Origin of the sequence: Mesobacillus foraminis, from assembly GCF_004340465.1 — a bacterium.
Taxonomy (GTDB): Bacteria; Bacillota; Bacilli; order Bacillales; family Cytobacillaceae; genus Mesobacillus_B; species Mesobacillus_B foraminis.
In genome coordinates this window covers 263,703-287,701 of the sequence record NZ_SLVV01000006.1, presented here as the reverse complement: position 1 = coordinate 287,701, position 23,999 = coordinate 263,703, and the positions used below count along the sequence as shown (strand labels likewise).

At 43.5% G+C, this 23,999-nt stretch carries 21 protein-coding genes; 3 read left to right on the top strand and 18 right to left on the bottom strand.

Translation table 11 applies throughout. The annotated features are described in order from the left end of the window. Nucleotides 1-822: 822 nt before the first annotated feature. The 6 genes from EV146_RS12545 to EV146_RS12520 all read right to left on the bottom strand — a co-directional run bounded on the left by EV146_RS12545 (nucleotide 823) and on the right by EV146_RS12520 (nucleotide 7,824). On the bottom strand, nucleotides 823-2,286 hold the full coding sequence (locus EV146_RS12545; protein WP_132006539.1) for a protein adenylyltransferase SelO: 1,464 nt from the start codon (nucleotides 2,284-2,286) through the stop codon (nucleotides 823-825). Between the two features lie 238 nt (nucleotides 2,287-2,524). Continuing rightward, entirely contained in the window at nucleotides 2,525-3,502 is a 978-nt protein-coding gene (locus tag EV146_RS12540) for an alpha/beta hydrolase (protein WP_199232679.1), read from the bottom strand. Nucleotides 3,503-3,745: 243 nt separating this feature from the next. Next, nucleotides 3,746-4,405 (bottom strand): hypothetical protein, encoded by a 660-nt coding sequence (locus tag EV146_RS12535; protein ID WP_132006536.1) that lies wholly within the window; start codon nucleotides 4,403-4,405, stop codon nucleotides 3,746-3,748. Between the two features lie 194 nt (nucleotides 4,406-4,599). Then, nucleotides 4,600-5,550, bottom strand: coding sequence for a YhcN/YlaJ family sporulation lipoprotein (locus EV146_RS12530; RefSeq protein ID WP_132006533.1), 951 nt, complete (start codon nucleotides 5,548-5,550; stop codon nucleotides 4,600-4,602). 180 nt (nucleotides 5,551-5,730) lie between these two features. After that, complete coding sequence (locus EV146_RS12525; protein WP_132006530.1) at nucleotides 5,731-6,693, bottom strand: aldolase catalytic domain-containing protein; 963 nt, start codon at nucleotides 6,691-6,693, stop codon at nucleotides 5,731-5,733. A gap of 225 nt (nucleotides 6,694-6,918) precedes the next feature. Continuing rightward, a complete protein-coding gene (locus EV146_RS12520) occupies nucleotides 6,919-7,824 on the bottom strand; it encodes an alpha/beta hydrolase (RefSeq protein WP_132006527.1) in 906 nt (301 codons plus the stop codon). A gap of 394 nt (nucleotides 7,825-8,218) precedes the next feature. Here EV146_RS12520 and EV146_RS12515 point away from each other — a divergent pair, with 394 nt between their 5' ends. After that, nucleotides 8,219-9,640 carry a YheC/YheD family endospore coat-associated protein gene (locus EV146_RS12515; protein WP_132006524.1) on the top strand — a complete coding sequence of 474 codons (1,422 nt, stop codon included), beginning with the start codon at nucleotides 8,219-8,221 and terminating at the stop codon, nucleotides 9,638-9,640. Nucleotides 9,641-10,120: 480 nt separating this feature from the next. Here the strand turns inward: EV146_RS12515 and EV146_RS12510 are convergent, their stop codons facing one another. Both EV146_RS12510 and EV146_RS12505 read right to left on the bottom strand, forming a co-directional pair. Beyond that, entirely contained in the window at nucleotides 10,121-10,315 is a 195-nt protein-coding gene (locus EV146_RS12510; protein WP_121612368.1) for a hypothetical protein, read from the bottom strand. A gap of 201 nt (nucleotides 10,316-10,516) precedes the next feature. Next, nucleotides 10,517-12,223 (bottom strand): sensor domain-containing diguanylate cyclase, encoded by a 1,707-nt coding sequence (locus EV146_RS12505; RefSeq protein WP_132006522.1) that lies wholly within the window; start codon nucleotides 12,221-12,223, stop codon nucleotides 10,517-10,519. 525 nt (nucleotides 12,224-12,748) lie between these two features. On the opposite strand from EV146_RS12505, the gene EV146_RS12500 reads away from it, so the two are divergent. Beyond that, a complete protein-coding gene (locus tag EV146_RS12500; protein WP_132006520.1) occupies nucleotides 12,749-13,666 on the top strand; it encodes an HD domain-containing phosphohydrolase in 918 nt (305 codons plus the stop codon). A gap of 1,139 nt (nucleotides 13,667-14,805) precedes the next feature. Here EV146_RS12500 and EV146_RS12495 read toward each other — a convergent pair. The 7 genes from EV146_RS12495 to EV146_RS12470 form a co-directional block, all read right to left on the bottom strand. Further along, nucleotides 14,806-15,018 carry a hypothetical protein gene (locus EV146_RS12495; RefSeq protein ID WP_121612365.1) on the bottom strand — a complete coding sequence of 71 codons (213 nt, stop codon included), beginning with the start codon at nucleotides 15,016-15,018 and terminating at the stop codon, nucleotides 14,806-14,808. 222 nt (nucleotides 15,019-15,240) lie between these two features. After that, on the bottom strand, nucleotides 15,241-15,630 hold the full coding sequence (locus EV146_RS12490; RefSeq protein WP_121612364.1) for an SET domain-containing protein: 390 nt from the start codon (nucleotides 15,628-15,630) through the stop codon (nucleotides 15,241-15,243). Nucleotides 15,631-15,923: 293 nt separating this feature from the next. Further along, entirely contained in the window at nucleotides 15,924-16,100 is a 177-nt protein-coding gene (locus EV146_RS28385) for a family 4 glycosyl hydrolase (RefSeq protein WP_373566060.1), read from the bottom strand. A gap of 82 nt (nucleotides 16,101-16,182) precedes the next feature. Beyond that, nucleotides 16,183-16,497 (bottom strand): PTS lactose/cellobiose transporter subunit IIA, encoded by a 315-nt coding sequence (locus tag EV146_RS12485; RefSeq protein WP_132006517.1) that lies wholly within the window; start codon nucleotides 16,495-16,497, stop codon nucleotides 16,183-16,185. A gap of 11 nt (nucleotides 16,498-16,508) precedes the next feature. Then, nucleotides 16,509-17,270: a chitin disaccharide deacetylase gene (gene chbG / locus EV146_RS12480; RefSeq protein WP_132006514.1), complete on the bottom strand. Its 762-nt coding sequence runs from the start codon at nucleotides 17,268-17,270 to the stop codon at nucleotides 16,509-16,511. Nucleotides 17,271-17,291: 21 nt separating this feature from the next. Continuing rightward, nucleotides 17,292-18,611, bottom strand: a complete 1,320-nt coding sequence (celB, locus tag EV146_RS12475) for a PTS cellobiose transporter subunit IIC (RefSeq protein ID WP_132006511.1) — start codon at nucleotides 18,609-18,611, stop codon at nucleotides 17,292-17,294. A 14-nt stretch (nucleotides 18,612-18,625) separates the two neighbouring features. Then, nucleotides 18,626-18,931 carry a PTS sugar transporter subunit IIB gene (locus EV146_RS12470; protein ID WP_132006508.1) on the bottom strand — a complete coding sequence of 102 codons (306 nt, stop codon included), beginning with the start codon at nucleotides 18,929-18,931 and terminating at the stop codon, nucleotides 18,626-18,628. Nucleotides 18,932-19,259: 328 nt separating this feature from the next. Between EV146_RS12470 and EV146_RS12465 the strand changes: the two genes are divergently transcribed. Then, nucleotides 19,260-19,991 (top strand): ZIP family metal transporter, encoded by a 732-nt coding sequence (locus EV146_RS12465; protein ID WP_132006912.1) that lies wholly within the window; start codon nucleotides 19,260-19,262, stop codon nucleotides 19,989-19,991. 203 nt (nucleotides 19,992-20,194) lie between these two features. Here the strand turns inward: EV146_RS12465 and EV146_RS12460 are convergent, their stop codons facing one another. From EV146_RS12460 to EV146_RS12450, 3 genes are read right to left on the bottom strand one after another with little or no spacing between them, the layout of a single operon-like run. Continuing rightward, entirely contained in the window at nucleotides 20,195-21,145 is a 951-nt protein-coding gene (locus EV146_RS12460) for a sugar ABC transporter substrate-binding protein (RefSeq protein WP_181215867.1), read from the bottom strand. Between the two features lie 31 nt (nucleotides 21,146-21,176). Continuing rightward, nucleotides 21,177-23,243, bottom strand: a complete 2,067-nt coding sequence (locus tag EV146_RS12455; protein WP_241993901.1) for a PAS domain S-box protein — start codon at nucleotides 23,241-23,243, stop codon at nucleotides 21,177-21,179. Continuing rightward, the gene (locus EV146_RS12450; RefSeq protein ID WP_132006499.1) at nucleotides 23,185-23,994 is read right to left on the bottom strand and encodes a CheR family methyltransferase; all 810 of its coding nucleotides are present in this window, start codon (nucleotides 23,992-23,994) and stop codon (nucleotides 23,185-23,187) included. Before EV146_RS12450 ends, EV146_RS12455 begins: the two co-directional genes overlap by 59 nt. Between the last annotated feature and the right edge of the window lie 5 nt (nucleotides 23,995-23,999).

Sequence of the window (23,999 nt, the reverse complement as noted above, 5' to 3'; positions counted from 1 at the left end):
CATAAATGAGAAGCATCGATCCATAACCGGAAGGAATCAATCGATAAACGGCAAAATTACCATTTCCATCCGTATCCACAATTAAAGTTAAAGTGTCAGCCGCATACTTTTTACAAATCTGATACCATTTTTAGAGGAACCCGAATTAAATTGCAATTCTTCTTTTAAAAAGATACTGCCCTAAGGTTGTTTTCACCTTCTGGACACAGGTTTTTCATTAAAAGCAAAGAATCGATGCATAAACATAAATAATCGATTCATAAATGAGAATCATCTATCCATAACCGGAGGGAATCAATCGATAAACGGCAAAATGACCGTTTCCAACCGTATCCACAACTAAAGTTAAAGTGTCAGCTACGTACTTTTTACAAATCTGGTACCATTTTTAGAGGAACCCGACTTAAATTGCAATTCTTCTTTTAAAAAGATATTGCCTTAACGTTGTTTTCACCTTCTTGACACTGGTTTTTCAATAATCAGTGCCTAACCTTAGACGTTTTCTATCTTTTTCTTTCATCACTTTCAATTTAATGGCTTTGATCCTAACGGTCATTTCTAACTCCTATCCCCTCGGAAACTAAGTTTAACGGCTTTCCGGACTTGCCTGCTCTCTTAAACGAATCCCAAGGCCCCAAGACTCTCTCTATGTGACCTATCGCTTTAAACGAAAATCGTTTCCATCTCCTAAAATCTTTGAACTCTCCCAAATTGATGAAAGTAAAACATCAGTGCAAATTGAAAATCCCAGCTCTAACCAGCGAAACAAATAAAAGCTGCCTTTTATTTCAAGGCAGCTTTTTTTCCTAAAAAAAGATCTCCTTACGTCCCGCAATAAGTCCGGTACGGAAGCCCTGTCGGTGCAGGTCTACAGTATTCTTCATTTTCATTTTCATAGTCATATGGTTTTGAAAGGACTTTTAGCAGTCTTTCCATGACACTGTACTCCCCATTTTTGACTGCGGCATCCAACGCCTCTTCCACCCGATGGTTCCGCGGGATAACGACAGGATTGCTTCTTCGCATCAATTCGCTGGAGTCCTCTTTAGATTGCTGCTGTCGGCTCCGTCTCTCCTCCCAGCGCTCGTTCCACTTAATAAACTCCTCGGTCCCGAACAGTGCCGTTCCCTCGAGTTTCCCCATTGTTAACGAACGGAAGGTATTGGTGAAATCGGCCCGGTGCTTCTCCATCATCTCAAGCAGATCCTGAATGAGGGCTTCGTCCTGTTCCTCTTCATTGAACAATCCAAGCTTGGATCTCATCCCTGCCAGCCAGTGGCTGCGATAAATCTCCGGGTATTCGGAAATGGCATCCTGGGCCATTTTCACTGCCTCATCCTCATCTTCATGCAGCAGGGCCAGCAAAGATTCCGCAAACCGGGCAAGGTTCCACCCGCCAATCGGCGGCTGATTGCCATAGGCATAGCGGCCCTGGGTATCGATTGAGCTAAAAACAGTTGCAGGATTATAGGTATCCATAAACGCACATGGACCATAATCAATGGTTTCTCCGCTGATGGTCATGTTGTCGGTATTCATTACGCCATGAATAAAACCAACCATCTGCCATTTGGCAATCAGTTTTGCCTGCCGATTAATCATTCCCTTCAGCAAAGACAGATATCGGCCATCATCTCCTTCAATCTTGGGATAATGCCGTTTTATTGCATAGTCTGCAAGACTCTTCAGTTCTTCGGCTGTGCCCCAATTGGCTCCATACTGGAAGGTGCCGACACGCAAATGGCTGGCGGCCACACGAGTCAGGACTGCACCAGGCAGACGGGTTTCACGAATAATAGTATCACCAGTTGTGACCACAGCCAGACTTCGCGTAGTAGGAATCCCAAGTCCATGCATTGCTTCACTGATAATATATTCACGCAGCATCGGCCCCAGCGCGGCACGTCCGTCTCCGCCCCGGGAATAGGGTGTCCTGCCTGAACCTTTCAGCTGAATATCAACCCGTTCGCCTTCAGGGGTGATCTGCTCGCCAAGCAGCATGGCCCGGCCGTCCCCCAGCATGTTAAAATGTCCAAACTGATGGCCGGCATAAGCCTGTGCAAGCGGAGAGAAGCCTTCCATTGCCGTGTTGCCGGCAAATATGTCCACGCTATCCTCACTCCGAAGCGCCTGGGCATCCAGGCCCATTGTTTGTGCAAGCGCCTCATTAAGAGTGACCAGCTTTGGTGAGCTTACCGGGTTTGGGTCAAGCTTAGTAAAAAAAGTTTTCGGGAGCCGGGCATAGCTGTTGTCCAATTTCCAGCCTGTCTCGTTTGTATTCGTCATCGTATCCCCTTTCCGTCTTTTGTCCTGTTTCTTATATCCTTTTTTTTTAAAATAGCAATAGCATCAAAAGCAGTCTTTTTAATTTCTGCTTCTCCTGTTTTATTATACCCGTTCCCTACAGGGTTGACGCTCTTTACGCACTTTCATGCGAACAGGATGCAAGTCCGGATGCAATCATGTGTAAAAACGGAATAAGGTCCCCAGCTGTTCGCCGGGAACCTTATTCAACACTATTCCCCTACTCCATAAACCCGGAGGCTTCCATCCATTCCTCAGCTAGTTCTGTCCATAAAGAAATCGGCCCTTCAGCAAGACGGATTCCAAAGCCATGACCGCCTTTTCGGAAGATATGCATTTCCGCCTCTACATTAGCCTCGTTTAATGCTTGGTAAAACAATACGCTATTCTTGCTGGGTACCCCTGTATCGTCATTGGCATGGACAATAAAGGCAGGAGGTGTATCCTGATCTACATTCAATTCACTTGAGAAAAGCTTGGCCATTTCATCGCTTGGCTGAGCTCCCAGTAGATTCTTTCTTGATCCTGCATGTGTAATCTCTTCATCCATGGAGATGACCGGATAGTTGAGGATCATGAAATCAGGCCTTGCACTTTGTTGATCTGTTTTGCTCGTTGCTTTATAAACCTCTTCATCATATTTCGTACCAAGGGTGGAAGCTAAATGTCCACCTGCAGATAACCCTAAAACACCTAACGAGTCAGCATTTATTCCCCATTCAGAGGCATTTTCCCTGATCAATCTCATAGCACGCTGGGCATCCTGGAGAGGAGCCAAATGCCCCTGGTCATGCCCTTCCGCCGGAAGACGGTATTTTAACACAAAAGCCGTCACTCCTTTGGAATTTAGCCATTGTGCAATATCATAGCCTTCCTTGTCAAAGACTACCCGTTCATAGCCACCGCCTGGCATAATCAGTACGGCCGTTCCATTGGCCTTCCCTTTGGCTGGAAAAAACGGAATGATGCTCGGTTTTGAAATTCCAACGATTGCCCGGTCCAATACCTTGGGATCCTTGCTTCTTTCAATGATCTGCTGAGTGAGTTCAACGTTCTCCGACCCTGGAGCAGCTCCATCCCACAGCAGTATTTCTTTATCAGCAAAAGAGCTTTTTGAATCCTTGACAGCAGAAGCTCCAGTCGAAAAAAGACATGTACACAATACGATTAACATCATTGCTTTCAATTTACGAAACACACAGGCCCCTCCTTTAACAACGTTGTTATTTCCTTTTAACTAACCCCTTCACAATATGTATCGACTCCCTCCTTTTATTTCCTCTCATTTAATAGTAGATAATACACTGAATTAAGTCAATATTTAAAATATTCAATTATACACAAATTTAAATTAGAATCACAGCCGTTCTCTTTTTGAATCGTGCACTCAATTGTATTTATAATGCCTCTCTTTCATTTCCCCTTGTTGCAAATCTTTAGATCAGCGAACCTCTGACATATACCGGTTATATAAAGATTTACCTGCTTCGAGGCATTCTAAATATAATTCTCGGACGTCTGGGTCAGGGCACAATTTCAAATAGCCTTCAACCTCTATGATTTGAATGATTGGTTTCATCTCCAAATAATAAGAAGCGTTTTTACCATCTTTCATTAAGGCCCTTTTATACGTTTGTAAAATCGGGACATATAGCTGTCCAAGCAGCCTGTATTCACATTTTAATTTTTCTTGCCTGTAGAACGTATGAATTTCTCTCGCAAAAAACTTTCCTTCCTTAAAGTGCGCTGAGTTTGCAGGAGAATAATAAAAATCCTCATTTCGAAGTTTGCGCTTTGTAATAGGTAATCGATGCCAGCTTTCAACTTCTTTGTACCTGCTTCCTAAAGCGTTATACTTGTTTGAAACCATTTTGACTGGATGGAATGCTAAATATTCAAAGATGGCAGAATTCGTTTCATACTCTTCAACCGTTGTTAAGGAGCACCAGTAAATATAGTTATTGTCCAGCTTCCCGACAATGCAGACCTCCTTGTTGTGACTGATAAATAGCTCAAAAAAATGTTCCTTATTGTCTAAATTGTAATTGGGCACAAGGCTATTATCGGGTGTGATCCTGTTCAGGTTCTGCAAGTTATCCATGTTCCCCCTCCCTTTCTTCCTAACGTATAGCTGCATAGCCCTATTTTAAACAAAACCTTCTGATTAGGAAATATTCTAGATTTTAGATCTGCCGGCAGCCTCATTGTACCACTAGCTACTCTGACTTCAATTCTTTACGTCAAAAAACCATTAAGGCAAGACCCTTAATGGTTTTTCGGCTTACAGCTATCATTTTATCGGTTATTGTTATTATTTCTGCCAAAGAAATCATTCATATCGGCATTGAAATTATCAAACAGGCCATCGCGGTCCCTGTTTGTTCTGATGTCCTCAGCATATGTGCCCATGCGGTTATAAAGGTCTGTATCCAATGACACAAATACCTTATGAATTCTCTTGTCGGCCTTGCGCACCTGGTCTGCTATCCTTTGCTCGAAAGCGTTGGAAACTTCACTGTACTCGGTGTCTCCGTCAACATTATCTCCGCCATTATTCCCGTTAGCTCCATTGTTATTTCCATTGCCGGCACCAAAAATATTTGTGCCTCCATCGTTGTTATTGTTGCCATTGCCATTCTTGCGGTTCCCTTTTCCTGCATCGCCTTTTCCGTCAATCATGCCGTCGCTGCCGTTGTCACTTTGATTGACAGTCCCATTTTCCATAACGTTTCCATTGTTGCCATCAAAAGTATCATTGACTCTTGCATTGCCGTTACGGTCAGCGTTGTTATTGCCGGCTGCCATTCCTGTTCCTCTGCCGGCACCGGCTGCTCCATTAGTTCCTGTCCCAGTCCCATAAGTTCCGGCTCCTGCCCCGGTTCCAGTTGTCCCTGTTCCGCCGCCTGCTCCGGTTCCGTTGTTTCCATTATTGGTTCCATTGCCGTTATTATTGTTATTTTCACCAAGTTTAACGGTAACATAGGCATTATTATTAGAGATGATGACACGGGCGTCGGACACTTCTTCCATTTTCTCCACCTGGCGCTCAGCCCGGTCAGAAATTCTTAAAGTCCGGTTGTTTCGGTCATCATTCAAAATCCGCGGGCGATTCTGATTTTGCACCTGCTGCCCGTTATTGTTTTCTCCTGCGTTATTGTTTCCTCCTGCGTTATCATTTCCTCCACAGCCTGCAAGACCCAGAGTCAAGACTGCTGAGCTAAGCATAATCCATCCTTTTTTCATCATCTTTCACTCCTTAAGGTTTATTCAATCCTTATGATGGCTAAAATAAACAGAACTATTCGGCAGGCTGGCGAAAATAAACCAAGACAACAAAAAAGGACCAGCCTTCATAGCTGGTCATAAGAATTATCCTAATTCCTATAAGTAAAAAAGCACCCCAGGAACTGAGGCACTTTTACTCTCTTATTTTGATGCTGGAGTCATACTCACTTCTGGTGATGTTACCTGATCATAGAAGTCGACAAAACGATCACGATTATCGCTTTCACGGTAAGCCATGGCCACCCTTGGGTGTTCGTTGAGCACACCGGAAATCATGTAAGGAATGATATAGCCCCACTCCCATTTTTGGCGCATTTCCAGCATATGCTTTTCGATGATGCCAAGGACAGGCTTCATTTCATAGCTTGCTTTTTGGATATAGCTGACAAGAAGCTCTGTGTTGCAGTTTCCTGCCGCACGGCCCATGCCGTATACGGAAGAATCTAGGAATGTGACTCCATTACGCAAGGCGGTCAATGTATTGGCAAATGCCAGCTGCATATTGTTATGGGTATGAATCCCAAGCTGTTTATCCGGGATCATCTTTTTGAATTTCTTAACTTGATGTTCAATTTCCGCAGGATCCAGGCTTCCGAAAGAATCTACGATATAGACAACATCCACAGGGCTTGCCTTCACCATTTCAAACGCCTCGATCAGCTGATTGTCAGGCACGCTGGATAAAGCCATGATATTCAGGGACGTTTCATATCCTAAGTCGTGGAACATCTGGACAAGCTCAAGGCCTTTGTCCACTTCCCGGATATAGCATGCTACCCGGATCATATCCAGTACACTTTCCTCGCGCGGGAGGATGTCATTGGGATCTACACGGCCAATATCAACCAATGCAGACAGCTTTGTAAACTTCTTTTCAGGGAAAATCTCTTTTAGAAAGTGATCATCCAGAAACCTCCATGGATTCGGCTCGGTCGCATTAAGAAGCTTTGGGGAATTTTTATAGCCGATTTCCATGTATTCAACACCTGCATCACTTAAGCCGTTATACAAGTCCTGAACAAATTCGACGCTGAAATCCCAATTATTCACCAAGCCCCCGTCACGAATTGTGCAATCCAAAATTTTGCTGCTGCCAATTTCCATGTTCGTATTTCCCCCTATTAATACCGCTTTAGCAATATTATTTTAATCTTTCTTCCTTTTATGTACTAAAATTTCCTATAGTGTTTTATAACACGGTTCGCCAAAAGAAGTCAATCAATTTCCAAAATTTCGCTATATCGACGGATGAGTATAACTCGAATCAAAACGATACTCTTATTGCAGTCAAGTTTCTATAAAAGAGTAGTCCTACGCACTTCGTATTTTTTATTTAAACCGTTTCTTCAGCCACTTCGAAGCCAGCTCAAACCAAACCTGGCATTCCTCATTTATATGACTGTCATTCCCTGCAGTTACCTCATCACTCAGGGACAATCCATGGACTCCGTTCTCGAAGACATGCAGTTCATAAGGAACCTTATTCCTGGCCAGCGCGGCTGCATAATTCAAGGCATTTTCGGCATATACAAGGCCATCATCGGCAGTGTGCCAGATAAATGTGGCAGGTGTCTTGTCAGAAATATGGTTGCCAGGGCTCACCTCCTGAAGCTGGTCCTCGGATGGGTGAGGGGTTCCAAGTAGTGCTTTATTGGAAATTTCCCAGAACCCCTTTGCGAATTCGTTCGGATCCTCCTCCACTTTCTCTTTCATCAGCTGATAGTCCAGCAAAGGATAACCAAGAATCACTGCGTTGGGCTTAAACCATTCATTTTCTACTTTTAATTTATCCCGCAGCATCCCGCTGTGCCAATGGACGCCGAGACTCGCCGCTAAATGACCGCCTGCCGAAAAACCGCAGACAGCAATCCTGTCGGTATCTATTAGCCAGTTGGCAGCATTTTCCCGAACAATCAGCATGGCCTTGGCCAAATCCGCCAGCGGCTGCGGATAAGCTGACTTTTCATTTGGAGCCGGAAGGTTTTGGAAATCGAGGTTCATAGTATTAAAGTAGGTGGTATACCTCAGTACAAACGTATGATAACCCAGTGCCGCAAATCTCATGGCTATAGGCTCAGCTTCACGGTCAGAGGTTCCAAGGTACCCTCCCCCGGGGCATATCAGGACAGCAGGACGTTTTTGATCCTTCTGATATTCCTTGGAATTTGTCAGTATGTACGTATGCAAGGCGACATTCTCATCATCGTCCCAGAGATTGATTTTTTCAATTAGCATTTGATATCCTCCCTTTTTACTTTCTGAAAACGCTTTTGTACCTTAATTCTATTATAAATTGGAGCTTCGCAGTGTAATAGTTTTTTCTGTCATTTTTATCTGTTGCTATTGGTAAAATCACTTACTATTAGTTTAAAGGCCGGTTTCAGGCTGTCTTCTGGTGTGTTAACTTTCCATTAACCAAGGCCATACCGATTACCGTTCCTCTCTTCCCCATGGCCCAAATACCTGTAAATTCGGGCACGCTCTCGCCTTCTATCCCCTTCCCTGTCCCATAATCTCCGGATTCGCCTTTCTTTCCGATGGCAAAAGATAATTCCTGATGCGCCCGCTCAGGAATAGGCCTAGTTGAATATAGATATTTTACCTTGACTTTAAAAGGAGAAGTGGGTAAATGGAGGTTCTAAGATGGATTAAGATTGTTTCGTTTACAAGCAATGATCCACTTATTCGTATAGACCAGAGCCTGAGTACCGTTTTGTCAGAAAGGGCGATTTTACATTTTGGACTTAAACAGACAAATTGCCAAATAGAGTTTGTCGATGACCCGGATTATACCGATTTAAATGACAAAGACAGCCCAATCAGTCTATTTTTATCGACAAAGATTTTTCAGGATCTTTTATTGCCGCCAGGAGTTCAGTTCCAGCTGAGAATCTCAGAAGGGGAATTGTTCCTTGGGCCAACAATCGGGCTGTTGTTTAAAAATAGCAAGAAGGGATACACTCCTGCTTTTATGAAAAAGCATTACTCCACCAGTATGGGAATCTATCCTTCGATTGGAGGTGTAATCGTCGCCTATTCCATTGAGGATATTGACTGGAAAAAAGGATTCGTCAGGGGAATGATCTATCAACCTGAAAAAGATACATGGTATCGCGGAAAGACGGCCATACCGGCTGTTACCTACCGACGGCATCTGAATCAGCCTGCCTTCCATGATTTCCGGCAAAAGCTATATGAAAGGAATGGCCAGCTTTTTAATTCACACAGGCTGTCAAAATGGAGAACACACGACCTTTTGCTGAAGAACCCCGATTTTCTGAAATATTTGCCAGAAACCTTTGTAGTTAAAACAAGTGATCAAATTCAGAAAGTCCTGCAATTTTACGAGAAAATTATTGTTAAACCAATATTAAGTGCACAAGGTAAAGGGATCGTCATTGTAGAAACGATTGTGAACGATGATTATGCTAAAAAGAAATATTATGTCACGTTCTATCCAAAAAGCTACGGGGAGCCTGTCCGGAAAATAATGAATCAGAAAGAACTGGATCAATACCTAAGTAAGCTGATCCATTCCAATAAAATGCAATTTATTTGCCAAAATTACATCCCTTTGGCAAAAGTCGACGAATTGCCATTTGATGTACGTGTCATCATGCATAAAAATCTGGCAAATGAGTGGGAATGCAACGGGATTCTCTGCAGAATTGCACGTGAGGGAAAAGAAATTACTAATTATTCTGCCGGCGGCGATGTACTGTCCCTTGAGGAAACCCTTCAAAGGCTAAACGGCCAATTTGACTATCCATCCATCAAAAACAAAATTTTAACGGTTTGCAGGGAGTTCTGTTTATGGATGGAACAGCAAAATCGCTATCACTTAGTAGAATTCGGCATTGACTTGGCCATTGATCAGGATGGCGAGGTGTTTTTTATTGAAGCCAACTTTCGGCCTGGCTGCAAGGGGTTCATAAAGACTGATTTTGACCAGCATCTGCAAATAGCCTACCAGCCCTACTGTTATGCTGCAAACCTGCAAAAGTTCCATGCACCAGATCTTTTAGGTAAATCATTGGAAATTCATCAATAGCGGGAAGAAGGAATGATTCCCATTCCAAGCTGATTCATCGAGGGGGCAGCCAAAGTCTGGGGATTGTAAAAAAATGGCCCCGATATACTAATACCGGGACCACCTTTCTTCTTTAAAACTGTTTAAGCTTGAATACAGCTGTTCCTTTCTCATTATGAAACTTGCATTCTTGATCGATCCTTTAGTAATGACCTTTTTCCCCTTCCGCCTTTCAGTTCGGGCATCATCAAGCTTTTATAACGACCTTTTTTTCTCTTCCCTCTCATTAGGGTCGTTATGAAAGTGTTCATGATTCCCCTTTCTCACTCACTCCCTCCCCCTCTTTTTGGTCACTATAAAACTTTCACGATCCTCTTGTTTAACGAACATTCCCTGATTGAGGAACTGCAAACCCGATTTAACTGACAACTACTTTTCTACAAAATAAATAGCCTGTCATCACAAAATAGACAACAGGCAGAATTATGGTCGTTTTATATTTTAAGCAAACCATCTGATATATACGCCTACGGCAATTAGCGATAAAGATATGGCTACAGCATAGATCAATGTCAGGTTAGTCGTGTTTCGCTTAGCTGCTTTTCTGTACCCTTCATCACTTTTTCCTGCTAATAAAAGCGTAAATATGCCCGAACACACAATAATAATAACTACCAATGTGATTCCTAATTTCATTTTGCGCCTCTTTCCCCTTCTATCCAGACTTATTCTCACCAGCTTATTCGTAATGCACACCGGCCAGCTAACTCTTACATTCTTATTTTAACATCGATTTTCAATCTCGGCGGACAAAAAAGCACCCTGGATTAGCCCGAGGATGCCGATTTTATTTATCAGCCGAAACGAATTTGGTGCTTTCAGGCAAAAGCCCTTCCATTAGTATTTGCTGTATACCGCAATCTGGTTTCTTCCATTCCTTTTTGCCTCATATAGGGCTTTATCGGCTTCATTAATAAGGTTAGTTGGCTTATCCACTGTCGTTGCAATCGTCGTTGAAATTCCAATTGAGACGGTGAGGAAATCATGGATTTTTGACCCTTTATGAGGAATGGCAGCGTATCCGATGCTATTTTTCACCACTTGAGCGATTTCTGCCGCTTTTTCTGCTGTAGAGCCCGGAAGAAGCACAGTGAATTCCTCTCCCCCGTAGCGGGCGATCAAATCATGATCTCCCCAGGAAATGGTTTTAAGAATGCTGCCTACCTTCTGGAGGCAGGCGTCCCCCGCAAGGTGTCCATATAAATCATTAAAGGCTTTGAAGAAATCGATATCAAATAGTAAAAGAGATACCGGCTCCGAAACCTCTGTCAGTCTCTTCCATTCATTCTCCAGAGCCTCGTCAAAGCAGCGCCGGTTCGCAATCCCCGTCAGCCCGTCGATCATGGAAAGACTCTTGAACAGCTGGTTTGCTTCCTGGAGCTTTTGTTCAGAGATCTTCTTTGCGGTTACGTCACGAAAAATCCACAGGTAACCATCGAACCGGCCATCTTCTTCAATAGGAATGGCATCACGTTCAATAGTGCGGCCATCCTTCAACTGAAATTCATCGCCCCTGCAGTTCAAACGATTCTGCGTGATCTGCTTTTTCTGCTTTTCATAGGCTTCATAGTTTTCTATAAACTGTTTAGTTTCCTCGAGCACCTGGAGCTGGCCTGCCTCATGCAGCTTTTTCGAATAACCGCCAGCAAAGAAGATATCAATATACGCATCGTTGTACAATGTCATTTGACTGTTTTCATCTTCTACCAAAATCCCATATGGGAGGGAGGATATCAGTGTTTTAAATTTATTGTTCGCTTGCCTGAGGTCGGCTTCTGCCCTTTTCCTCGCAGTTATGTCCCTGCTGACGGAAACGACCTGGATTTCACCATTGGGGCCCTTAATGGGCGTACACTTCATTTCGAGGTCAAGATATTTGCCGTTTTTATGGGCACAGCGGTATTCTATCCCGAGAGTAGTCCAGTTCAAAATCATTTCATGAAAGAAATTAAACATCCGCTCCCAGTCATCCTGATGGATGTGTTTCATGGGATAGCTGCCAACATATTCAGGGAGTTCATAGCCCAATATAGTTGTATGTGAAGGAGAAGCGTAAAGGACCAATCCATCTTCGGCCATTACCGCTACCATATCCGTCATATTTTCGGAGATTAACCGATAGTTGTCATCATTCTCCCGAAATGCGGAAACGTGCAGCCTGCGTGATGAAAGGCTGCTGATTGTTCCGGAAAAGGAAATGATGGTATGGTTTTCGTCGAGATCCGACCTTAAAAACAGATGAACATATTCAGATTGCCCTTGTTTGGATACTAGCTCTACTTCCAGGAAAAAGCCATCCTTTTGCCGGTCTGCCAGCATTCCAAACTGCTCCTTAATGGTTTGCTGGTCTTTTTCATTCACGTATCTAAGAAAATGGGTTCCCACTGTCTCATCCAATGAATAATCCGTAATGTTGCTCCATTCGAGATTCATTGAAAGGAAATGCCCACCCTGATCAAGCTTGAACAGGACCGCATTCGTAACATTGATCAGTTCCTCGTACTTTTTATATTCTGATTCAGATAAAATTTCCCTGTAGTCCATTTTTTCACTCCATTTTATGATAGACAAAGAGCTGACACAATAAAGCGGCAGCCTCGGTACATTGGCAGCGGGTGTTTGAAATATAAATGTAAATAACGCTTACATATGATAGCTTTATAAAATCTTTTATTAAACTTTAATCCTATTATAAAGTCAAATGATTTAAATTGCAGTGTATAAAATATGAATTTATAAACAACTATTAGATAATAGTATTTTACTAAAAACAGCAACACCTTTTACCGGTAATATATACCACTGTCCCTATAACTTCATCCGAGAAAGCTTAAAGATATTTATTGAAGGGAATACTTCCTCTTGCCTGCCGCTAAACCTATATGCGAATCTCCAGGCCGTCGCTGAATTTATTCTCTGGCGGTAAAGAATGCAGCGGTACTCTCTAAAATAAAGGAATGGAATACTCTGATAAAATTTAATGGATGAACTTCCATCTTTGCAGAATTTTTGTCATAATGTTGTGTAAGCCCAATAACTGCAGATCATAGAAGACTTTTGGAGGATAAGATGATTTCAAAGGAATTTGGATTTTCATTAAGAAAAAAAGGACAGACCATTGAAACCGTGCGGCAGAAAGGACTTGATGTTGGCCTGCTTGCCAGCTACGGCGGAACTGAAGTCATCCACCATAAGCTTTATGAGGATCATAAATGGGCCATGGGACCCACAGATGAATGGAACTCACTTGAATTCATATATGTCTTATCTGGAAAAATGAAGTTTATTTATGGAAATGAGGAAATTCTTTTATCAGCAGGCGACCATTTTCATTGTGAGCCTGTAAAAGAAGATATTTTTCTACAGGCCATTAACGACAGTGAATTTATTTATGTATGCGGCCAGCCAATTTTCCATTATTACAGCCATAATATCCAGAGCATGAAGGATCTTGCTATCTCGGTTGAAGAAAAAGATGGGTACACATCAGACCACTGCCAGCGCATCATGGAGCTTAGCATGATGCTGGGAAAGAAACTTGGCCTAGCCAGTAAGGATTTATATACCCTGAACCTTGGTAGTTTCCTTCATGACGTGGGGAAAATTAGGGTTCCCGATCATGTGCTGAACAAGCCGGACAAGCTTACCCCTGAGGAATGGGAGCTCATGAAAAAACACACCATTTACGGTGTCGAAATCCTTGAAGACACCAATATCGGCTATCTTAAAGACGCCGCCAAAATAGTTGGTCAGCACCATGAACGCTATGACGGCAGCGGTTATCCATTCGGTCTAAAAGGTGATGAAATTTACATTGGAGCAAAGATTGTCGCTGTTGTGGATTCCTATGATGCCATGACAACGGACCGTGTGTACAGAAAAGGGATGGCGAAAGAGGATGCGTTGGAGGAACTACAGAAAGGGATTGGCTCCCTGTATGATCCTGATGTAGCCAAAGCGTTCCTCGAATTAGCAGATCAGCTTTAAGCTTTAATCGTTTACGGCCCGATATTCATTGCGCTATGTACAAATATAACAGATAATGTTAAAGGAGGTGATAACATGAAAAAGGTAATCATAGCCCTGACTCTTGCTGTTGCGCTTGTCGGAGCGGCTGCCAGCACTGCTCCAGCTCAGACAGCTGCTGAAGCTGTTCAACTGGCACCAAAGCCAATGTTCTAATTTTGTTAACCCCTAAGCCATAATAATGAAATTAGAGCTTCCTCCCTAATGCTGAGACTTTTGATACAAAGTAAAAACTCGATTTAACAACGAGGGGCTCTAGGTTTCTGGATCATTATGATGCTCTTAAATTACTGGTCAGTGGCTCACGATTTCACTGCACGCATGAACCGATAACAGAATTACATTTCATGAAAAGCATCCTATATGAATAGAATGCTTTTTATTTTACTCAGAAGGTTATCATGTAGTATTACACTCGAAATTTTTTCTCTCCAGCTTTTGGTCTACCCCTGCGCGTCATTCTCAAGGATTTCCTTTTTGAAAATAACCGACCGGGGAAAAGTCTTGAGCCATCAAAGAAAAAGACCCTTGGTCATTTAGACATCAATTCTCCATAAAATAAACAGCCCAACCTGACTCGTTTGCCCTATACTGTAATTAATTCATGTCCCTGCAGTGTAAATAAATTGAGGCGGAGGAACATTGTATGCTAATAGACCATAAAAAACAGCTGGATCATGTTGAATGCCTCTTGTTCCTAAAGGAAATTGGAAGATTAATAAATGATTATAAACTTTGTAAAAACAAAGCCGTCCAGGATGTAATCCTTTCAGAAATTAAGTTTTTATGCTCGTTCATACAGCAGGATAATTCATAACAGACTCCAGCCCAAACGGGTAACCATAGCTACGGCACTGTAAAAGGTGTTTGCACTTTTACTGATGCCATTTTTGTGAATGTAGGTCATTGCCTGAGCTTCTAAGATGACCTGTTAATCTTTATCTATCGTCATTTCGCTACTATGCAAGGTTCTTAAGCCTCCTGATATCACGCTTTTCAGGCGCAAAAACTCCTTTTTCACCTTTCCTCCGATCGTTCGGCTCAATCACAATAAAAGACTAAAAGATCCAACAAAAAAAGCCGCTGATTTGGCGACTTCCTTAAGATATATTTAATAGCTTTGCCAAAACCTGTGAACAAGTCTGAATATCCGCATACTGTTGAATTTCGCCGCTGTTCATATTTTTTAGAACAAATGCCTTTACTTTATCACAATAGGATAGAGAAATATCATTGATATTGTGAATGATTTCAACGTCCCGGTAATAGATCAAGTTCTCAAGGGTCTTGATAACTTCAGCCATGGTTTTCATTGCATCCAGGTCCCCCAAAATAACGCTTTCTTTTTAACCATTGTATCATACATCTGTTCGGCGCGTTCTCTTTCTGTTAAAATTTAATATCTGTAATATTAGTGAAAGAAACTTTGCCCCTATAATGGTTTGTGACAAATGGTTATAGAAAAAAGGCATTCTTATTTCGAATGCCTCCAATCGGACTAAGAGAGCGGAAATGGCCCCTTTTGCCCTTCCTGCTTATTCCGTTTTATCGTCCTTATTAAACCAGAGGGGATCGTTGTCATCTACATCGCCATTATAGTTGATCAGGATCTCTTCCCCGGCTTTTATATCCCGATAGGCATAAAAATCAAACGTATGATTCGGAAAGTTAATTTCATATGTGGCATTAGGTTTGTACGAATGGTTAAACAGCATGCCATAGCCCAAGAGAATAGCGGTGTGGTTTATTCCATACTCAAACGCATAATCAGCAAGAAGAGTTTTCTCAATGTGAACATGCTCGCTGTTCGGATAAGAAATAACCGGGGCTTCATGGATCAATTCACCTTTTGCTATATCTTGTGTGGCGAACACTCCTCTATTGAACTCACCGTCACTTAGTTCCGAAGTTTTAATTTCAATCATTATAATCACCTGCGCATTCTTTTCTTTCTTATCACCTGATTCTGTCAGTTATTGAGGATGAATGCAACCATTTTTTCAGATAATCTGCTGGAAAAGAAAAAAATGCTGTTGAGAAACCCTTAATGTTCGCCCTTTTCGGCCTCTGGCTTTTAAAAAAACTTTGGCAAATCTCTTTGTGCGCTGAAAGAATAGGCGGATTGATGGTAGGCGCCAGGAGAGCATTGGCATGTTCCCCCATAACTGGTGCTTCTGCGGCAACTCTTTTAAAGAATTTGGTTTGATGAAATCCCCCTTTACTGGCAATGGCAGTTCACCAACCTTGTCTGACTTGTTCCTTCTTTCGTAATGATACAACTTAGTTCGACTGCTAGCCTATACGGTATGCTGGCAGAGGCTCCGCAATTCATAGTATTGACAGGCTGAATATCCCCCTTCATTGGCTCATTGTCAATCGAAGTGATTAGCCGCACAGCAACCAGTTCCGGGGTAAAGCTTGAGCCTCCCCCAATGACAGCAGCTTTGAGTTTCCCCCCACCCTGTCACCCTACCTGCTCAACGATTATTTAATGTTTCATATAAATCTACAAATTCCGCAGCCAGTTCCTTTATTGTCAGTGCATTCATTAAGTGGTCCTGAGCGTGAACCATTAACAGTGACACCGGGCTGCTATCCCCACGCACCTCAGCCTGGATCAGCGAGCTTTGAAGCTTATGGGCTTCGTTCAGTTCGTCTGCCGCTTTCTGAAGCTTTTCCCTGGCTATATTAAAATCCCCCTGTTTTGCTGCAGCAACCGCTTCAAGCGCTGCGCTTCTGCCATTTCCGCCAAAAAGTATCAGTTGAAAGACAATTTGTTCTTGATCGCCCATGGAGTCCTCCCTTAAAAAGCATCATTTTGATCAAACACTTCTCTATATGTAACGAGCTGAATTTCTTTTTCCTCGATGGCTCTTGCGACGTCCGGGTCGGTCAATACAGCCAGTTCCCTAACACGCGGGAGAGCATAGGAGCTTCCTGTCAGCAATGGTTCATCAATGAAAGCAGGATGGCACATCAATTCTGCGGTTTTAAAGGAAGAGGCTTGATCTAGTAAATCCAGCAGGAAGCCTGTTGTTAATTCATTCCCGTAAAACTCATGGATAAAGCCTTCAACTGTTTGAATATGGACAGACCTGGAACATTTGGATTCCCCAGTCACTTTCCGGATCGGCAGCTGATAAAATTGAGCGATCTTTTCAACAAGGGAATAAAACCGCTCATGCCCATGTAGGTGATGATGGCTGTCGATATGTGTTGGATCTAAGCCGAATGAATGAAACCTTTCAATCTGGCTTTGGATCTCTTTTTCGACGTCTGCCAAATCAGCGAGCTGAACAAGTTTCTCGGCTTTATGAAAGGCGCCTCTTTCATCGACAAGGGAGGGAACGTCCGAATTTACCGGAGAGCCGCAATCCAGGACAAGGTGGATGCCTATGCCAAGTCCCGGGTTCTCTAAAGCCAGAGCTGCGGCGTGCGCAGCTCCAGGCATATTGACCATCATCGTGGCAGAAGTAACTACACCATTTTTAAAAGCTTCAATGATTCCTAGATTAACCCCTTTTGAGTAGCCAAAATCATCTGCGTTGATTACTAGTTTTGTCATACGAATCCTCCTGCAAATCCTTTATTTTGCCGTACCTTGTTCCTCCGCATATTTTTGTTTATCCCATATTTTAAAGAAAGGATAATAGATTGCAAACGCTGCCAAAAAGTTGACCAGCTGAAGAACCGCCCCAGATATTTTCCCGCCTGTTGCCAGGTAGCCTCCGATAATTGGCGGCATCGTCCAGGGTACCGCAATCCCCGCAGGTCTTGCGACTAGTCCAGTGGACATTGCAATATAAGTAATGATGACCGTTGCCAGCGGCGCAAGAACAAAAGGGACGATCATGAGCGGATTCATGACAACCGGCATTCCGAACGTAATAGGTTCATTAATATTAAATAGTCCAGGTCCTATTGCCAATCGGCCCAGCTGTTTCATTTGCTGGCTACGTGCCCGTAAAATCATGGCGACAACAAGGGCCAGTGTGGCGCCGGATCCGCCGATATAAACAAAGATATCAAAGAATTGCTGGGTAAAGATATTCGGCAGGTCCGAAGCCCCATCCTGGAAGGCAATCCGGTTTACATCCATGGAGGCAAGCCAGATTGGACCCATTACTCCGCCGACAATTGAAGCACCGTGAAGTCCGCAGGACCAGAGCAATTGGACCAGGAAAACAGCGACAAGGCTTCCAATCAGGCTTCCGCCGAGAACCCCAAGCGGCTTTCCCAGAATGATGCCGACAATATTGTGAAGGCTTTCAAAGTCAGTCTGTTCCACCAGCAGCCGAAACAGCCATATTACGGTAATAACCACAAACCCTGGAATCAGTGCAATAAATGATTTGCTTACAGCTGGCGGCACTCCATCAGGCATTTTGAAGACAATGTTCTTCTGAATGAAAAACCGATAAATCTCTGTTGATATCATCGCAATTAACATGGCGACAAACAATCCCTTGCTGCCCATAAGAGCAACCGGAATAGCTCCGCCGACCATAACGGCTTCCGATGCGCCTTCCGCCAAAAAGGAAACCTGGTATGGGGTTGCCAGCAGGAAGGCTGCAACCGAAATCGCCCCGGCAGACAAGGCATCTACTTCATATTTTTCTGCAAGCCGGTAAGCAATGCCAAAACCGGCAATGAGGGCCATAATATCAAAGGTTGCTCCTACAGGATACAATAATTTGGTCAGCCAGGCATCCCCAAAGGTTCGGGCCATGAAATCCTCATAGCCGGGAATAGGAAGAAATCCGAGTATCAAGAACAGTGACCCGACAATGATTAGAGGCATGGTCAATATAAGTCCATCGCGCAGCGCCTGCAAGTGGCGCTGCCCTGCAATCCGTCCGGCTACCGGCATAACCCTGTTTTCCAAGATGTTATTTAATTTGCTCATCCTTCATCGCTCCCTTATTTGGTGACCAGCTGCCTGGCAAATTTTAAAACCTCGGCTCCATTGCAGGTTCCATAATGTACGGTGTTGATGACATCGACAGGAATGCCCCTGGTCTCGCCCAGCTTTTTTAACTGCGGCAGCATATAGCGGACCTGCGGACCAACCAGCAAAACATCCGCCTTATCGATATGATTCCTAACAGCCTCACCAGGGACCGCCCAAATACTCATTTCCAGCCCTTCCTCAGCCGCACTTTTTTCCATTTTTGTCACCAGTAGACTTGTAGACATCCCGGCAGCACAGCATAATAAAATATTCAACCCATTTCCCCCTTCATCCTCTTTATTTATCTTGAAGTAGTTCATATGTATGTTGGAAGCGCTTACATATGTACACAATCTTTTTCCGTTGCTCAAAGGAAAAAATTGCACAAAAAAAGCTGTCCTTTTGGCAAGGCTGGTCCTTTTGCTTCCGTCATCTGGAAGGATTTTTTCAATCTATCGGGCTGCCTTCGGAACTGCTTGCCGATTCATCAATAAAACCCTCAGTATGACAGCATGACAGGAAATTAGAAGTGTATCGAATGAGTTCTTGGGGAATAAGGAATCTATCTGTTTGACAGAAAAATCATATGAGGAAGGTAAAATGATGCAGGGAGCTTTTTGGGGAATCATTGTGTCTGCAATGGCAACAGGGATCGGAGCTATTCCCGTCCTCTTCTTAAAACAGGTTTCAACCAGGATGAAAGATGTTCTGCTTGGCTATGCCTCAGGAATCATGATCGCCGCTACTACTTTCAGCCTGATCCCGGAAGCACTGGATTCTTCCAATCTATTCATCTTGTCACTTGGCTTGTTGCTGGGGACCTTTGTTTTAAATGTAATCGAATCCAGGACATCCGGCCTGGACCTGGAAAGCAGAAAATTCAATACTAAGATTGATAAAAAAACATTGATTATTATCATTGCCATTACCTTGCATAACCTTCCGGAAGGATTGTCGGTTGGTGTGAGCTACGGGTCAGGCCAGGAAAACCTAGGGGGCATTATTGCTTTGGCGATTGGTCTTCAAAACGCTCCAGAGGGCTTCCTTGTAGGGCTTTATCTTCTTAATCAGAAGATCCCAAAATTAAAGGCATTGCTTATTGCAACCTTGACTGGTGCAGTAGAAATAATCACCGCAGCAATCGGTTATTTCCTTGCTTCCTATGTGCATGGTCTGGTCCCTTATGGACTTAGCTTTGCAGCCGGCGCCATGCTTTTTGTTATTTATAAGGAGCTGATTCCTGACAGCCAGGAAGGCGAAGAAGAACAATTTCCGACGTACTCATTTGTACTGGGTTTAATTTCAATGCTGTTTTTAATTCAGCATTTTGGTTAATCAAAATGTTCGTTTGCCGGGAGAAACTCAGGCGTTTTTTGTTGCCTATTGTCATTGAACTGCACATTCGGACCATACTTGCGCCCACGTTCAATGGATCTGAAGCACATATCCATGATCCTGGGGACCGGAGAAATCGCAGGAATGCAGGTTCAAACAAGCCAGGATCCTATATGGATTGCCATACCAACAGCATTTGTCTCTTACTTTAACCGCTTATTCAGGAAATCAAGTCTTTGCCGGACATTTTCTTTAATGATAATATCCACGCCAGTATCCACGAATTCCTCCACAGTCTCTCCTTTTATCGCTTTTGCAGCCATCTCAACGCTAAGATAGCCCATATCAAAAGGGTTTTGAGCAACGGTGCCGGATATCTTCCCTTCCTCTATCAACTCCAGCATGTCGGTTATCCCATCTGCGCCAATAACCGGTATGGAGACTCCATTCTCCTCCAACGCCTCGATTGCCTGGATGGCGACAAGATCATGCGTGGCGATGACCCCTTTAATATCCGGATGTTTGGTTACTACCTTGGTCATTTCTTTTTTTACTGTTTTTTCATCATCATAGATACCCAGGGATTCAGCTGCTATGATAATTCCTGCATCTTCAAGAGAACTTCGCGCCCCACTGATCCGCTCTTTGAATACAGGGGTTTCCATCCCTCCGCCGATAAAAGCCACCTTGTTCCCGGGCTGGAGCTCCGATGCTAATAGAGACCCCGCCTTTTGTCCCAATTCTCTATTATCTGTTCCAATAAAGGCTGCTTTGCTGTCCCAGGCAACATTCTGATCCACAAGCACGACTGGTATTTCATTTTTCTCATGCAGCTGCTCCAATACAGGGACAATGGTAGAATCATACGGGGCAAGAATTAAAGCATCAGGATTGGATTCATACTCTTCCTCCAGGGACCTGCCCTGTTCATAATAGGACTCAGCCTTCGTGGCAACAATCTTCCCCTGAATGCCAAAGTCCTTGAATCCTTTTTCCGCACCCGCCTTTAAAATCTGCCAATATTGAGTATCCAGGTCTTTTAACACCATCGTGACTTTCGGCTTTTCATCTGCCCGGGATTGTGAAATAGAACCAATTATCATAAAAGAGATCATTGCAAAGAGAAGAAAAATTATTTTCCGGTTTTTTAGCATGTATACCCCTTCCTTCTTTGGCCGCCGCAAACTAGGATTGATCAAAGCTGTGCTCGAGATCGAACCGAATGGTAAAGGCGGTTCCCTCATTCCCGGTGGTGATCTCAATTTCCGCGTGGTGCCGTTTGGCTACACTGTAGCAAATAGCCAGTCCCAAACCTGTTCCATCCTCTTTTGTTGTAAAGAAGGGAGTCCCTAATTTTTGCAGGACTTCAGGCCGGATTCCATGCCCCTGGTCGATAATTTGCAGGAAAACAAACTGTTTGTCACTATAGGTCTTAATCCTGAGAACCCCATTTGAAGTCATCGCATCCAGTCCGTTCAGAGCGATATTCAGAACCAGCTGGCGGATTTCCTTCTGATCCAGGAAGATAGAGGGACAAGTTTCAAGCTCAAGCTGCAGACGCTTGTTTGAGCGGAGCGCTTCCGCCTGGATCAAGGGAGCTAATGCCTCGAGAATTGCATTCAAGCTTTGCTTTTTCTTCATAGAAACTTTATTTTTAGCCAAATTGAGAAACTCCGTTATGATCGAGTTTGCCCTGTTCAATTCCTCCAGCATAACATCGGTAATTTCAGGTGACAAATGCGCACTGTCATTTCTGGATAATTGTAAAAACCCTTGTACAGTTGTCATCGGATTCCTGATTTCATGGGCAATGCCCGCTGCCATTTCTCCTATCAAATTTAACTGGTCCAACCTGGACATCCCTTTTTCCAGCTGGACGGTTTCAGTGATATCTGTCAAGACGACAAGTGTGCATGGTTCCGGCTGGAAATCAATGGATTCGGTCGATAACAGCCCATGGCGATGGTCCCCATCTTTTGTCCGGAAGCTGACTCTCTGATTCCGGATTGTCTCATTAAAATCAATCCCGCCCTCTGTTGCCTCATTAATAAAATTCTTCCCGTCCATTCCCAGCTGTTTTAATTCTTGGCAGCTGTAGCCAGTAACGTTCATCCAGCTTGTGTTCACTTCAAGGAAGGTTAAGTCCCTTTGCGAAAAAATTCCCATCAGGCAAGGACTGGACTCAAAGATTTTGTGGAATCTTTCCTGCGAATCGGTGAGATCATCGCTGATCCGCCTTCGTTCCTCCACCTCATTTTGCAATTTTTCATTCATTCTGATCAACTCAAGGGTCCGTTTTTCCACCATCGCTTCCATATCCGAGAATTTCTGCTTCTTCATCTCCTCCATCTGCTTCCGGTGTGTTACATCACGGACGGTGCAAACGAAAATGTCCTGATCATCGACAGCAGCTTTACCGCAAAGAACATCTGCGTAGAATAGGGTACGATCCTTCCTCATGGCAGTGGATTCTATGACCTGGCCTATGTACTCTTCTTGTAGAAATGAGAATGTTTCGGCAGACTCAGTCACTTTGATGCCCTGAACTTCCTGAAAAAGCATCACAGCATGATTTCCGATCAATTCCTCTGCTTCATAGCCAAACATCGTTTTTATTGCTGGATTGGCCGATAGAATCGTACCTTCCCCGTCAAAGGTAAGAATGGTATCCACGATTGTTTCACCGATTACTCTGGCCAGCGCCTCACTCCGGCGCAAATTAAGCGCAGCCTTATCCAGCTTTTTATTCATTTCTCTGATTTCAAGCTTCCGTTCCTGCTCAGACTGAAATAAATGCGCTTCATGCTTTTGATGAATCCGGACAAACTGGTCAATTTTCTGTTTCAGGGTCTCTGAATGAAAAGGCTTGAAGATATAATCAATTGCTCCCGCTTCGTATCCCTGCTGGACATGCTCCATCTCCTGGCTGATCGCGGTGATAAAAATAATGGGAATATGCCTTGTCTTTTCCCTTGCCTTGATCAGCCTGGCCGTTTCAAATCCATTGAGACCAGGCATTTGGACATCAAGCAAAATAACAGCAAAGTCGTGTTTCAACATACATTTTAAAGCCTCTTTCCCCGAGGCTGCGCTAACCAGATGATAGTCGGGCGAAGTAAGAACGGCTTCTAATGCCAGCAGATTTTCTGGATGGTCATCCACCAATAAGATCTTAATTTTATTCGCAGGAGAATTATTTAATTTTTCGATAGAGTCTCTCTGAGGCATCAATTTCTCCGTAACAGTCTTCATAACTATTAAATTTTATCCCCTCTCTTTTACCCAGACCTAGAAAGCCTGAATGGCTTAGGCTGTTATATAGCAGCTTATGGACTTCGTTTTGAAGATTCCTATTAAAATAAATCAGGACATTCCGGCACAGGATGATGTCAAAATTGTTAAAGCTCTCGCCTTTTGCCAGATCCTGCTGAGAAAATTGAACTTTTTCGCTCAGAAATGGATGAAAAAAAACTTGATCCTTCACGGCCTTGTAGTATTCAGAAAATGCCCTTTTTCCGCCAGCTTCAAGATAGTTCTTTGTATAGTGCTGCATTTCTTCCAGCGGGAAGGAGCCCCGCTTCGCTTTTTCAAGCATTGCTGGATTTATATCCGTAGCAAAAATTTCCGCTTTATCGAAAACCCCTTCCTCGTACAGGAGAATCGACATGGAATAAACCTCCTCGCCGGAGGAACAGCCAGCATGCCAGATTCGGATTTTTGGTGAATCCTTCACCAATGGAACCACCTTTGTACGAATGGATTTAAAAAAGCCTGGATCACGGAACATTTCTGTGACATTAATTGATAAGTCAGCAAGCAAACTGTCCATCACTGCTGTATCCCTCAGGATTTTTTCCTGGAGAGCGGAAATACTCCCGAGCTTCTCTTTATAGACACAATGCCTGACTCTCCTTTGAATGAAAGTATAAGAATAGTTTCTAAAATCATAGCCATACAAACGGGCAGCAGCCTCAAGAAGCAAATCGATTTCAATTCTTTCCACCTCGT

Coding starts and splice junctions, on each gene's coding strand:
- EV146_RS12545 (WP_132006539.1), bottom strand. CDS start 2,286: ATGACGAATACAAACGAGACAGGCTGGAAATTGGACAACAGCTATGCC.
- EV146_RS12535 (WP_132006536.1), bottom strand. CDS start 4,405: ATGGATAACTTGCAGAACCTGAACAGGATCACACCCGATAATAGCCTT.
- EV146_RS12530 (WP_132006533.1), bottom strand. CDS start 5,550: ATGATGAAAAAAGGATGGATTATGCTTAGCTCAGCAGTCTTGACTCTG.
- EV146_RS12525 (WP_132006530.1), bottom strand. CDS start 6,693: ATGGAAATTGGCAGCAGCAAAATTTTGGATTGCACAATTCGTGACGGG.
- EV146_RS12520 (WP_132006527.1), bottom strand. CDS start 7,824: ATGCTAATTGAAAAAATCAATCTCTGGGACGATGATGAGAATGTCGCC.
- EV146_RS12515 (WP_132006524.1), top strand. CDS start 8,219: ATGGAGGTTCTAAGATGGATTAAGATTGTTTCGTTTACAAGCAATGAT.
- EV146_RS12510 (WP_121612368.1), bottom strand. CDS start 10,315: ATGAAATTAGGAATCACATTGGTAGTTATTATTATTGTGTGTTCGGGC.
- EV146_RS12505 (WP_132006522.1), bottom strand. CDS start 12,223: ATGGACTACAGGGAAATTTTATCTGAATCAGAATATAAAAAGTACGAG.
- EV146_RS12500 (WP_132006520.1), top strand. CDS start 12,749: ATGATTTCAAAGGAATTTGGATTTTCATTAAGAAAAAAAGGACAGACC.
- EV146_RS12495 (WP_121612365.1), bottom strand. CDS start 15,018: ATGAAAACCATGGCTGAAGTTATCAAGACCCTTGAGAACTTGATCTAT.
- EV146_RS12490 (WP_121612364.1), bottom strand. CDS start 15,630: ATGATTGAAATTAAAACTTCGGAACTAAGTGACGGTGAGTTCAATAGA.
- EV146_RS12485 (WP_132006517.1), bottom strand. CDS start 16,497: ATGGGCGATCAAGAACAAATTGTCTTTCAACTGATACTTTTTGGCGGA.
- chbG (WP_132006514.1), bottom strand. CDS start 17,270: ATGACAAAACTAGTAATCAACGCAGATGATTTTGGCTACTCAAAAGGG.
- celB (WP_132006511.1), bottom strand. CDS start 18,611: ATGAGCAAATTAAATAACATCTTGGAAAACAGGGTTATGCCGGTAGCC.
- EV146_RS12465 (WP_132006912.1), top strand. CDS start 19,260: ATGCAGGGAGCTTTTTGGGGAATCATTGTGTCTGCAATGGCAACAGGG.
- EV146_RS12460 (WP_181215867.1), bottom strand. CDS start 21,145: ATGCTAAAAAACCGGAAAATAATTTTTCTTCTCTTTGCAATGATCTCT.
- EV146_RS12455 (WP_241993901.1), bottom strand. CDS start 23,243: ATGAAGACTGTTACGGAGAAATTGATGCCTCAGAGAGACTCTATCGAA.